The sequence below is a fragment of the Brucella pseudogrignonensis genome (genome assembly GCF_031454375.1).
Classification (GTDB): Bacteria; Pseudomonadota; Alphaproteobacteria; order Rhizobiales; family Rhizobiaceae; genus Brucella; species Brucella pseudogrignonensis_A.
The window spans coordinates 243,057-256,358 of record NZ_JAVDQT010000004.1 but is presented as its reverse complement, the minus strand read 5'-3'; the positions used below and the strand labels follow the sequence as shown (position 1 = coordinate 256,358).

Sequence of the window (13,302 nt, the reverse complement as noted above, 5' to 3'; positions counted from 1 at the left end):
GTTCCTCACCAGTTCACTTTGAAGCCGATGTTGCCTTTGATTGCATAGCTGTCAGAGAAGTGGTTGAGCGAAGTGTTGATTGAACCCTCGCCATACAGAGCATATTTGTTGTTTGCCCATGCATAGGTGCCACCTGCGCCGATACCGCCCCATGTATTGTCTCTATCGGTTGCCATATGGGTTCCTGCGTAATTCATGCGGGCATCCCCCATGAGTTCCTGATAGAGATTGGCAATGCCATAGAGTGAGGTATTGACCATCAGGCCGTCCTTGCCTTTCCAGCTATTGGCATAGTTGGCAGCAAGGCCGATACGGGCATTCAGACTGTCACCGTTTCGATTGGAGATACGCGCACCATAGGCATCGGTAAATGTATCGAAGTCAACGGATGACCATGTGAGCTGTGCTTGCGGTGTCAGAGACCAATACGGGTCGAGATCAAAGCGCTGCCCTGCTTCAAGGCTGAGTGCATAGCCGAAGCCTTTGTTGCCATTGGCAAGCGTCGGGTTGGTTGCATCGACATCCAGGTCACTGTCATACCAGTTGGCTTGTGCCTGTGTGTCGAGATAGAAGCCGGACGTGCCATACCAGGTGGCGTTCGCACCAAGTCCCCAACCCTGTGTGGTAATGCTGCCCGATCCATCGCCAGTGCGGTTATCGATATTTGAGCGTGCATTGCCATATTGCCCGGTGATGCCAGCAAGCAATTTGCCGTTCTCATTCTCATAGAACTGACCATCGACACCGGCTTGCATGATGAAGGTATTGATGTCCTGATGCAGATCACCTGCTGTAGACGCGTTTTTCTGACGATTATGCGCGCCTTCAATGCGACCCCAGATGGCCTTGTTATCGCTTTCACCTGAACTGGCACCTGAGCTGGCGCTCAAATTGGTCTGATCAGCATCACCCAGATAACGCTGACCCACGCGCTGTTGCAATGTTGGCAGTGCATTCAAAGCCTGCAGCGTTGACGTATAGGACTCATAGACAGGCGCTGCCGGACTGAAACGCCCCGGAGTAGGATCTGGAGGTGTCGGGCAGGTGTTGTTCTTCTGACAATCGGGATTAACCGGGTTAACCGGATCGGTATTGCTTTTCTTGCTGACCAGATACCAGTTGCCGTCATTGGGCGTATTTGTTCCGCCATGTTGCAAGGTATAGGCATAGGCAGAATCTGTCATGATGGCTTGCTGGCCATCTTTGGTGACGTAATCACCCTGAAGGTTGAAGACACCGTCTGAATTGCCTCCAACACTTACAATCTCAATGCCATTCTTCGTTGCCGCGCCAAAGCCATTGCGGTTGGTAATATCGACTTTGGAAGTACCGGATGTGTTACCAGTGACATTCATACGATCTGTGAGCGAATTGTCATCACCAAACACCGCCGCCATATGCAGCGTGCCACCATTGCCGATGTAATTGCCTGAGATATTAAGAACAGTGCCACCACCTGTGCTACCGAAGAAGACATTCCCGGCATTGGTCAAGCCTGCTATAGAGGTGGAGAAGCCACCCAGTTTAAGGGAAGCGCCGCTGGCCACATTATATGTGGAAGCAGCAGAGAGACCACCAGCTGCGCCCTGAATGAGAGAACCTTCATTAACAGCTGTCAGACCCGAATAATTGTTGGCTCCATAAAAAACCAGATCTCCATCGCCATTCTTGGTGAGCCCACCTGTGCCAGAGATTACTCCTGAGAAGTCACCATGCAGGTTCTGATCAAGCGTTAGCGTTCCAGAGCCAAGATTGATGGCCCCATCACCCGATGTCGCGCCCAGAAGGCTGCCAACGCTTTCATTGAAGTTGGCAAGGTCAAGTATTCCGCCGCCATCGACCCTGATATCGCCGGAACCAAACGCGTGGTCGGCAATACCAGCCTTCGCCGTTCCTCCCTTGACCGTCAGCCCACCGCTAAACGTATTATTGCCAGAGAATGTTGTTATGCCTGCGCCATCTTTTGTAACCGGGCCAATACCGCTCACCTTATTTGCAAGCGTAAAATCATTATCCTTGTTGATCAGCAGACGGCCATGGTCAAACTGGGTGCTTGTAAGGGCAATCTCGCCACTATTAGCGATGCTGCCACTCCCGCTTAATTCCAGTGTACCTTCAGCCACGGTGGTTGTGCCGCTATAGGTGTTCGCACCTGTCAGATTGAGCGTGCCATAACTCGTTTTGGTAAAGCCATTCTGGCCATCAAGCACAGAAGCAATGGTTGCGATATCACTGGCGCTATTGATCGTACCGTCACCAACGATGATCTGGTTGTCCTGCCCGCCAAGCGTGATCTGGCCTCCCTCAATGGTGTAACCATTCACGAAGAACTGCATGCCACTCACGGATACGGCACCGCCGCCATCATCCACAGTGACCGTACCCGCCGAACCTTGGAAAATCGCAAACTGGCCGGTTGCCCATTTGCCGTTTAATTGCCCATCTTGATCCGTCCAGTTGTCGTTGCTTGCATTCCAGGTACCATTCCCACCATCGACGCTATTATTGTTGTGCTTGTTAGCATCATCGCCATCCCAGTAGTTCAGCGTATAGCCTGCGCTATTGACCAAATTGATCTGATGATCGACGGCTGTCTGAAGCGACACTTGTGAGGCGTCATCACCCGGTACAGTGCCAATCGTCAGTCCATTGTTGGTCAACGTCCCGCTATAGTCAAAAATACGATAAAGTCCGGGGCCGAAGCCACCTGCATCAGTGATATTCAATGTGCCGGCAACCGTCAGGTCGCCCTTCACATCAAACAGGCCATTGATGCTTGGCGCACCCAGAGTGACATCGACCTTACTACCCGTATCGAGTGTTAAGTCTTTATCGAATGTAAGCTTTTGACCGCTTTGGCCAAATAAGGTCGCGCCTGTTGCAATATCTGTGGTGCCGCCAATGCTGCCGTGACCACCAAGTGAGGCACCGGATGCAACATGAACGTGACCCGTTCCATCTCCGAGCTTGCCGCCATCAAGACGCAAAGAACCATCACTGACAGTCGTACTGCCCTGATAGCTGCTGCTATCACCCGTTAAAGCCAATATGCCAGCGCCAGACTTGGTCAGAGCGCCCGAACCGATAAAGACATTCGACAGTGTGAACGTATTACTCGCATCATCAATGTCGAAACCGCCGCCGTGCGTACCCCAGCCGATTTGCTTTGTAGTGCTTTTAAAAGCCGTGCCTGTGACCTTCAGTGTCCCGCCGTCAAAATTAAGACCGCCTGTTCCTAGATTCTCATCCTGTTCAACTGAAACCACACCAGCATTGAGATATGTCCCGTCGCTATAAGTGTTCTTGCCCAAAAGTACGAGCGTATCGCTACCATTCTGCGTGGCACTGCCTGGGGTGGTAATGCCCCCATCGCTGATCACACCAGAAAGTTTAGTCTGGTGAATATTATTCGGGTCATTAGTACCCATATTGTCGACCACAAGGTTGCCACCAGTCAGGGCGATATCGCCGAGAATAATACTGTTATGGTCAATAGTATGACCATCACCCAGCTGCAGAATGCCGCCTGTAACCGTCGTGTTGCCGGTATATGTATTGGCTGCAGTCATGACGAGCGTGCCAGCACCCGACTTGGTGAAGCTGCCTTTGGCATCACCCGCGTTTTTGAAAACACCGCCAAATATAGTCTTATTATTCGGATCCGGATCTGGATCGACATCAATCGTACCGCCATCCGATGCCAACGTCACCAAGCGATCTGAACTCAGTGTTTTGGTAATATGCAGCGTACCGCCACTAAAGTTCAGCGCACCCGATGCATCTCCCAGATTGGTATCAGACGCAACCTGAAGTATGCCGCCATTAAGGAACGTACCGCCTTTATAAAGATTGGCGCCAGAAAGAACCAAGGTTCCAGCACCAAGCTTCGTTAGCGCACCACCCGCTCCAAGCGCCTGACCAACGGTGAAAGTGTTGTCCTTATCTGCAATGTCAAAGCCCCCGCCGCCAGCATTCCAGACAATTTGTTTTGTAGTGTCTGTGAGAGTCGTGCCGGTGATCTGTAATGTGCCGCCATCAAAAATGAGCTTATTGGTGGAAATGCCGGTATTTTTCGGGGCTGCAACAGACAACACACCACCATTCAAATGGGTATCACCCGTGTATTCATTGAAACCACTAAGCGTCAGCGTCCCACCGGTAAGAGTAAGATCAGAATCCGATTTAATTACACCGGAGAAATTACCACCATTGGATATGGTAATTTCTTTGCTTCCGGCAATAATAAAGCCATCGCCGAATAACCGCTGCAAGGTCAATCCCTTTCCATCAACGCCACTCATATCAAGTGTCGAACATGTAAGAGGTGTCCCACATGCGACAGTCATGGATGTTGACATAGAGACATCTACATCGCCTGAAAGTTCTAATATCCCTTCCTGCACCTGCCATGCCATATCATTTTGCTGGTCACCCGTCACAGTCCACTTTGCCTTACCGACTTTATTAAAGGTTGCAAAACCCGTCATAAGATTTGGTGCTGTGTATTTCAGATCGAAGCTATTCTCATCGCCATTAAGCTGAATGGTATTGTTTTTACCATCCGCAAAGAAATTGTATTTATCACCTGAATCATAAAGATTATTTTTATAAAAATCCTTCAAACCTAAAGTGTTGTTATCTCCATGAACCTCTACTTTATTACCGCCAGAATAGATTATACCTTGCACATCAAGGTAATTATTATTTCCGTCTATTAAGAAGGCTACCTTACTAGAATTAGCAAAAGTTCTTTGCTCAAAAAAATCAGTACCGTTTGGATTCTTAAACAGAAACACCTGATTATTGTCGCCTTTTATATAAATGGCTCTGCCGCCATTTAACAATGTTGTATCGCCCGGCCCGGCGTTAAAATTAGTCTGGCCTAGACTAGAATAAAGCGTCATGGTGACATTACCAAGCAAGACAATACCATCCCCCCCGTGCCCACCGGGAGCTGCAGCTCCACCAATAGAAATGAAAGTTTGTGGTCGACCGAGTTGGATAGCAGGAAGGGTAGCAGTCATGGGCACTGCTCCCCCAAGGACTATACCATCACCCGACACACCAGCCTGGCCAGGCACCGTCCCTGCACCGCCCGCTCCCCCTGCGCCGCCGTTGTAGACACCCATCCCCAAAGTAAGAGTGTTGACTTGCCCTTCCTTCGGAATATAGACAAGAGCATTGCCGCCGCCACCGCCACCACCACCACCTAACACGCCAGCACCACCAGCACCACCAGCGCCAGCCCGAACGCTACCTTCTGATTGCAGGTTTGTCGGAAATCCACTAGTAATGTAAAGTGCCGTGGAACCACCGCCACCACCGCCGCCGTAATCTCCACCATTGTCACCGGGTTTACCATCACCTCCATCTAAACTGACTGTGTGTGTAGGAACGCCGCCAGCGCCACCTCTTACCGATGAACTCGCATCGGCGCCGTTCCCTCCGATCATACCCGTATAAGAGCCACCCGCATCAGAGCGATATGTGTAAACGGTACTCTGAGAGCCCTCACCGTTTTCGCTGCCCCCACCTTGTGAACCATTGATATGATCTGAACACCCCCCAGGAGACTGGGCGCCGAATTGCGCACCTATCGCCTTAACGCAGGCTGAGCTACCGACATCAAAGGCATAAATATTACCCGCATGAGCAAAGCTTTCGAAAAAAAACAAACTAGAAATAGCTAAAAAATGCTTTGCTGATATACTTACCATCAAATGAATCCTCGTGTAAAATATGACAGTATATATACACCAGATTATGTTTATAACAATATAACAACAAAATGGCATTTTTGTTAATCATATTATTTAGTAACAATTAAAACAGAGGATTGAAATGAAGTACTCACCAAGCATAGATACTCAATTATACCTAGGACAAAAATTTCTTTTAAAATTTACAGCCGATGATTCCGATCAAGCAGATGATAAATTGAACGTAACAATTACATTGGGACGCGCCTTCTCAACAACCGAAGATATAACTAAGCCAAGGTACTTCACAAAAAATGGTGCGAACTGGGAGGTTGTTTACAGCCTTTTTGTTATTAGTGACGGGGAGATATATGGAGATTCTAAAGACCTTACAATAAATACAACATATTATGGTGGAAATGTGAATATTCCAAAATTCACTTATACGAAAAATATAGATAGATCTGTTAAAGCTGATTTTAGTCTTGAGAATGAGGTTCTATTTACAACAGACCACACATCATTACCATCTGACGAAAAAAAGACAGTTACTGCAACAGCCAGAATAACAGATGGGGCATCGGGGATTGCGGGATACATTGTCGAATGGCGTACACAGACATTTAGGGACGAAAATTTCTTTTTCGAATCAGTAAAAACCTATCTGACCAATACGGCCGATGCTGTTGCTCTTACGCTGGACGACGTCGATCCCTACGGGTCGATTTATCAAGAAAACGATGAAACGATTATACGCACGATAACTGATACGAATGGCGAAGCCAAACTTTATATGACGGCAAACGAGACCATCGGCTTCACAGAATTATCTGCCGTTGCAGACTACAAAGACGTCAAGCTGGTCAATGAAATTTGCGTCATCAACCCCAATGCATATCCCGCGATCCCGAAAGCTCCTCAATTGGCTGGTTTTAAAGACGGAGTGTTGCAATTGGATGATGTATTAAACCCCATGGATGCCTTTTTGGCTGTACCAATCGCTACAAAACCAACGGATTGGGTTTACGCAATCGTTAACGGGACATATGCTTATAAGAAGAACCCGACTGACGAACATTATGTAAACGTCCCCATTTACAAGAGCTCTATTCATACAGACACTCCCAATGATTTTTATTACGTTGTGGCCGGCTCTCAAACGGGTGTAGTTTCATCGAGCGAACACCTGATTTTTAAAGCGGAGGGCAACCCGAATGTACCTCCGAGCGACATAAAGGCTGACCTGCCTGAACCGTCGGGTACGACAGTCATCAATCAAAATAAGATTGCACTTAACCGTAAAGTGCCGATGAGTTATTGGTTGACGTCACAACCGACCAGTGACAAGTGGACGGCAAAAGAAGGCGATCAAATAACTGCAAGTGTATATATTCAAGGTTTTGAATCTCGAACTAATATACCCAAGTATGGTACACACGCGCTTGAACCGATAATATTGAAACCAGATGATTTAACAAAACCATTAATAACTGCTTTTTTCGACTCATATTTTTTCTATGGCTACGGACCTAATCCTTCTGGGAAAGAGTCGATTGCATATTTTTCTTATACTGTAACGCCGAAAGACAACACTAAAACTACATTAACATCAGTCAACCATATAGCATATGTTTCGACTGTTGAACCACAATGAATACAACTAGCAACACGGCTGATGTTGCTAATATTTATTTCAAGGATTGTTCTGATGAGCGGCGATATTTCTATAATTACGACGACTGGGGCATTAACTACTTATAACAAAGATGATGACGTTTTGTATCTAAACGAAGTCAACGTCTATGGGAAGCCGGGTGCAAAGATAACGTGCGATGTATCACTCTATGGCAGTATCTATACAAATGGCACCTACCAGCCTTCGCCCTATTCACCCGTGCTAACGCTCAACGAAACAACAGGGTTGGCTTCGATCCGTTTTCAGGTGCGCTTCACACCACCGAAAAGCGCGAGCCAGACCATGCAGTTAACGACCGTAACTGTCACTGCACGTGAATACGGCGTGCCAGAAAACAGCGCCAGCCAATCGCCATCGTTTGATTCCGCCATTCGTTTGTGCGACGTACGCTACATAGATGGTTATAATCTCGTATATGGCGCACCGGCCGACGGATACACGCCTTGCACCCTCATTGTATTTATTAGCGATGATCTACCTAAAGATGGTAATCAAAAAATTTGTATGATAATTGATAGTGACAGCGAGGCTATCATAATAGGGGCCGACCCCGGGTCGGGTAACCAGAGAAAAACCTACACAATAACCACAAGTCCAATACGATTTGATATTGTGAGTAAAGTTCCCGGCCAAAACCGAGCAACCGTCGTCTTGCTTAATTCGCCTTCTGGCGGTGCGCTTGTTTTTGGCGATGATATTAATCCACCCATTACATTCTCCCATCTACCACAAAAGGTTTGAGGGCGGATGGATGTACAATAACTCTGTTGATAAGAAGGACTGGTTCCGACCTCTGCCTGCGCCAGAGCTTCCCCAAGCCAAGCTAATTGAAGGGAAGCTTGTTATAGACTTTGATACCATTCCTGAGGATGACCCTTACATTGATATCTTTATCCCGGCATTGACCAAACCCTTGGATGACGATTTAATGACGGCATATATCGATATAGAATCCTCTCCATCACAAATTACTAGTAAGCATAAACCCAAATATCTTTTTAAAATATCAATAAACAATATATCAAATGGGTTTCATATTGCTTGGTACACGGTTAAAGACACATATGATAATATTGCATACTCCTTCATATTAAAATTTTACATCATAAATTCTAAATTTAAATCATATCCAGCACCAACATTTCCACAATCTGCTATAGTAAATGGTCGAACGACGCTTGATTACGAGAATCTTGAAGCCACACAAGGCGCAGTCATCGATGTAAGATACCCTTCAATAAGTGAGGGTCAGACGGTTGTCGTTGATTGGATTGGCTGCGACGCTGCAACAATTCCCGTCCCAGAAACGCTATACAGCACAAAAATACCAGTCGCTGCGAGCGATGCAAAAGCTGGCTCAGTCTCGACACTTATACCATTAGATTTCATTGCCCCCATCAAAGTAAACGGCAAGGGGTTTGCGACTTACACTGTTTATAATTCAAGGTCAGAATTACAAGGCATTTCTCATGCGAGCGAAGTGTATGTATTAGAGCAAATACGAGTGCCATTTTACATCGACGCAACACAAGGCGCACCGACAGACGACCTGAAGCAACCAAAGTGGAACTCATGGGTTGTGGCAACACTTACCGGGCCACCCGGTACCAGATTCGAAGCCGATATTTCCTTTGGCGCAGAGTTTGTGGGCACACAAATGACACCTTATTCCGCAGTCCTTAATCAGAATGGCCAGGCACGATTTCGTGTTAGAAGTTCGGTATCCCTTGTTACTATCACTGCGAGAATCAGTGACCAGCCAAGCGTGTCTGCAACAACAAATGCAATATACTATCCAAGCCCATTTTCTGGCACAAATGGGATGATAACTTATAATTATACTGACAATATCCCGGCTGATGGGCAGACCCCTTCTATCATTACGCTCACTGCAAACCAGGATGATGTTAAGACTTTGACGATTACCGTTACGGGACACGCGCTTATCAATTACGTTTACCCATCATCGGCCAACATCACATTCGGGAACGATGGAACAGCGACCGTTAACATAATTAATAAGGTTAAAGAGCAGGTCTTGGTTCGTATATTTACTGACGATGGCAATAAAGAAGCTGAATTCACTATAAACTTTCATTAGAAATTTATGTAATAGATGGAAAAAAACATGGGCAACACCGAAGACATTAAAAGCGGGGCGCATCTTAAGTTTGAAATCATAACAAATAACTCTGCTGCCGACGGGAAAACAAGCAATAAAGCGAAAGTAACAGTTACTCAGAATGACCTGGCATTAAATAATTGGGGCGTACAGTTTTCCCTAACTTCAGGAAGCGCCACATTCACCACAAATGGCTTAAAAACGCTTGATGCGAAAACGGTTAATGGCATTGCTAGTGCTGAATTTACCGATAACATGATTGAAAGTGGAACAATTACGGTCGTTGAGACCACTAATGATATGAACCAACCCATTACCGATGGCAGCTCTGACTCTAAGCCATATCACTTCGGGCCTGATGGTGAAATGGCTTACAATCTCACCATTAATAAGATCGACGATGGCGCTGCAGCTGATGGTATAGCACTAGATAGTGCATCAGTTATCATCACAGACAAGAACAAGAATACGCCTACCAGCGGAACATTCATTATTAAATTTACATCATCGAGTAATACTACAAAATTCGATGTAAGCAAAAGTAACGTGGACTCAAGATCAACCAGTAACACGCTCTATGTCAAAGCAACATCAAACGCAGCCGGAGACCTCGAAGCCTTAGCCTATTTCTCTGACACTGTTGAAGAAGATACAGTCACGATCACCGCAAGCCTGCTCGACGATCAGTCAACCAATCCGCAGAGCGCTCCATTTAGCTTTAAAAATGACCGATGGCAGCTAATTGCAACGCCAAATACAAACTACGCCGAAGCAGATGGTCTATCAACCAATTCAATCTGGCTTCAACTAAGCCTGAATGGCAAACAAGTACCCGACGACGTAAACCCTATAATCCAGTTAGAATTAGATAATAAAGATGCGTTTTTCGATCTAACAGGCGCACTTCCTGATTCTACGCCTTCTACATATTTGATCAAAGCTGGACATCTTAGTGCAGGAGACTACAGCACCTGCAGTGTATATTTCAAAGCAAATAATCCCTGCACTGTTAATGTTTCGGTAAGCGTACCCAGCGTTAAGCAAATAAAGCCTCAATCGATACCTTTTAGATTCATCTCAACAAGTATACTTAAATTGGAAAAAGTATTTGATTATCAGCAAGGTCCTCTCTGGGATAATTCACTAAACGCCATTGTAACAAAAGCTGACAGTAGCATATTGTATTCCAAAACACTACTTCGCTTGTATACCAAAAATAACGACAGAGTTTTTTTCGTTATGACAAATGAAAATATAGATCAAGAACGCTCAAAGCCGAATGATATATATATATATACTAGTCAGATTGAGGGAATTTATACTTCCGTACAAGTTGATTTTGGGAGCAACAAACCCGGAAATGTAACAATTTGTGGTGAAATAGTAAATGCTAAAAATCCAGAAAGCAAAGATCAAAAAGATTTCACTTTTATATACGATGGTCAGATCCAATAAAAATATAACGGCATGTTACAAACCATTGGATATCTTAGGTAATTTTATGGTTTGATACAATGTTATATTCAGTGTAGAATCTCATTTACTCTCAATTTTTACAGAATAGGAATAATAAAATCTTTCCACTGGTACGTGATGAATTGCTCTGGTTATGCTTTTCGGAGTAAATACAAAATTTGACACGACCGCATACTTAAATATAAATAATATTTGAGTACATACATCGAAAAAGATATCCTATCAAAACTTAACACCATTCATGATTAGTACAAGCGAACCAGAAAGTTACGGTACAGAAATTCGCTGTAACTTAACGTGCTCTCCTCTGGAAGTCGATCCTATACAAGTCCAGCTTTCTCTAGTGGATGAATTTCTTATTCCTGACGAAGACGTATACTTCGTTCTCAATAATTCAAACAAAATGACAGCAACAATAACTTCAACACCTTTCAACGTCAGCTTAGCGTCTCGGAAGAGTAAAACCTCCAGGCTTTACGTATCTTTCAAAAACGGTGACGATGAACAGTATAGAAGTAGATCCATCTTTTTTGAGTAGACAGACCAATATGGGTTTGATGAAAAATACGCTCTTCCGACGGCATATATCTGGCAACATTTATACGTCGACCACGCCCCTTTTACGTTAACGACAGCGCCAACGTAAGTAAGCATTTGCTGCCACCTTGAGCCCCAACCTCCCCCGAAAATCGGGGGAATTTGGGGCTTTCGATATAACTTTATGAGGCTCAATCCTCCAGAACGGCTTTCATGGCGAACATGATATTGCCCAAGGAGAAACGGGGTTTGCCGCGGTTGTAATCTTTCGTTCACGCTATTATTTCGATAACTGCATGCGCAAGTGTCAAAAACAGGATCCATCGAAGCACCCGGCGTGGAAGCTGCCATTGGAACCTTCCACAATTCCGTTCTGCATAGGTTTCCCGGGCGCAAACTAGTGACAATCCACTTTGGTCCAATCCGTCCATCGCAGAACGGCGTTGGTAGTGAATTCACCCCCGTAACATCTTGGGAATGGTGCCCATTTTGGGCTGTGTTTGGCCGTCATCTGGCAAAGGGCGTTTGCTATCAGATATTTACTCAAAAGCTCCTCGTTAGATTTGCTTTGCTGTCGCACCCGATTCCGATGCCATGCCGATGTCTAGGTTGGTCCTGGCCGATGCGGGCGACCTACCGTGTTTCAATCACCACTGCTATTTTCTGAAGTTTTGCGACATGGCTCTGGCAACTATCCGATCAGGCACGTTTCTAGGTCAGGCAAAGTCCTTCAAATATGGAAACGCGCGATTGAGCCAGACCTACGGAGGTGGTTCAAGTAGCTATGTTGCTGCGCCCCAATAGCTTTTGAGACAAATTTGAGGCTACATTACAGCAGATCAATGCGCACCCTATTTTACGCCGCAAGTCTTTTACAGCAATCACCGCCGAAATGGCTCGAAACCTGCACACAGCAGTCAAAAGTAGCGAAACATATGGGTTTGTTACAAAGTTTTCGTCAATTGATGAGGGTTTGGTCTCTCAGATTTTAATCAGCTGAGTTTTTCGATGTTCAAAGACCGTCATTCTTCTGTGGGTTTGAGAGTACCTGTTAAGCCTGAGCAATCTGAAAGAAACGCCGGCCGAACGCGATATTGATTTGGAGCATTCCACCGCCTATCGCGGTGTCATCTGCTTCAGCCCAAAAATGCTTGAACGTTTCAATCGGAAGAAGCGTCAGGTCACACACAAATAGAACCTCGTTGAGACGTACATCAAAGCCAAATGCGAGTGGCAGAACTTATATCGTGCGATTGGAAGCAATGCGATACGATTGAGCTCTATTTCAGCGAAGACCGTGGTTTGAGCGCTGCTAAACGCTTTATAAGCAAAGCTCTGGCCCAACACGGCAGGCCAGAGCGAATAGTCATTTATGGAGTTGAGACCTACAGAATAACTCTAATACAATCCGATACAGAGGGCTTCCTTAGCCAGACTGGCAAACCGATTGCCATTCGCTCCAGCAAATATATGAACAACATGATTGAGCAGGATCATCGTTGCATTAAACGACGGATACGCTCCATGCTTGATTTCAAATCCGAAACCACAGCCGGCTTCACGCTTTTGGGTATTGAGCTCATTCACATGATGCGCAAACAGCAAGGCGTCTTTGAATATCAAAAAGCACGCTCAATCAAACAACAGTTCAAGGCACTCGCTGCATAACTGCATCCAGAGTGAATCCGCGCTCCGTTCAGATTAAATTATTGTGACATATCTGATAAGGATGCCTAATGAAGAAAATAACTTTAGAAATTGTATCTAACAAA

6 protein-coding genes are annotated in these 13,302 nt (G+C 45.7%); 5 read left to right on the top strand and 1 reads right to left on the bottom strand.

From position 1 onward, the window contains the following. Positions 1–5 precede the first annotated feature (5 nt). Positions 6–5,717: an autotransporter outer membrane beta-barrel domain-containing protein gene (locus J2782_RS14415; RefSeq protein WP_310013737.1), complete on the bottom strand. Its 5,712-nt coding sequence runs from the start codon at positions 5,715–5,717 to the stop codon at positions 6–8. 124 nt (positions 5,718–5,841) lie between these two features. On the opposite strand from J2782_RS14415, the gene J2782_RS14410 reads away from it, so the two are divergent. The 5 genes from J2782_RS14410 to J2782_RS14390 all read left to right on the top strand — a co-directional run bounded on the left by J2782_RS14410 (position 5,842) and on the right by J2782_RS14390 (position 13,198). After that, entirely contained in the window at positions 5,842–7,353 is a 1,512-nt protein-coding gene (locus J2782_RS14410) for a hypothetical protein (protein WP_310013735.1), read from the top strand. A gap of 54 nt (positions 7,354–7,407) precedes the next feature. Next, the gene (locus tag J2782_RS14405; RefSeq protein WP_310013733.1) at positions 7,408–8,136 is read left to right on the top strand and encodes a hypothetical protein; all 729 of its coding nucleotides are present in this window, start codon (positions 7,408–7,410) and stop codon (positions 8,134–8,136) included. 10 nt (positions 8,137–8,146) lie between these two features. Further along, the gene (locus J2782_RS14400) at positions 8,147–9,496 is read left to right on the top strand and encodes a hypothetical protein (protein WP_310013731.1); all 1,350 of its coding nucleotides are present in this window, start codon (positions 8,147–8,149) and stop codon (positions 9,494–9,496) included. A 27-nt stretch (positions 9,497–9,523) separates the two neighbouring features. Continuing rightward, positions 9,524–10,972, top strand: a complete 1,449-nt coding sequence (locus J2782_RS14395) for a hypothetical protein (protein ID WP_310013729.1) — start codon at positions 9,524–9,526, stop codon at positions 10,970–10,972. A 1,782-nt stretch (positions 10,973–12,754) separates the two neighbouring features. Next, positions 12,755–13,198 (top strand): DDE-type integrase/transposase/recombinase, encoded by a 444-nt coding sequence (locus J2782_RS14390; RefSeq protein WP_404989644.1) that lies wholly within the window; start codon positions 12,755–12,757, stop codon positions 13,196–13,198. The last annotated feature ends 104 nt before the right edge of the window (positions 13,199–13,302 follow it).

What these genes read in the sequence shown, in the direction of transcription:
- J2782_RS14415 (WP_310013737.1), bottom strand. Translation starts at nt 5,717, where the DNA reads ATGGTAAGTATATCAGCAAAGCATTTTTTAGCTATTTCTAGTTTGTTT.
- J2782_RS14410 (WP_310013735.1), top strand. Translation starts at nt 5,842, where the DNA reads ATGAAGTACTCACCAAGCATAGATACTCAATTATACCTAGGACAAAAA.
- J2782_RS14405 (WP_310013733.1), top strand. Translation starts at nt 7,408, where the DNA reads ATGAGCGGCGATATTTCTATAATTACGACGACTGGGGCATTAACTACT.
- J2782_RS14400 (WP_310013731.1), top strand. Translation starts at nt 8,147, where the DNA reads ATGTACAATAACTCTGTTGATAAGAAGGACTGGTTCCGACCTCTGCCT.
- J2782_RS14395 (WP_310013729.1), top strand. Translation starts at nt 9,524, where the DNA reads ATGGGCAACACCGAAGACATTAAAAGCGGGGCGCATCTTAAGTTTGAA.
- J2782_RS14390 (WP_404989644.1), top strand. Translation starts at nt 12,755, where the DNA reads ATGCGAGTGGCAGAACTTATATCGTGCGATTGGAAGCAATGCGATACG.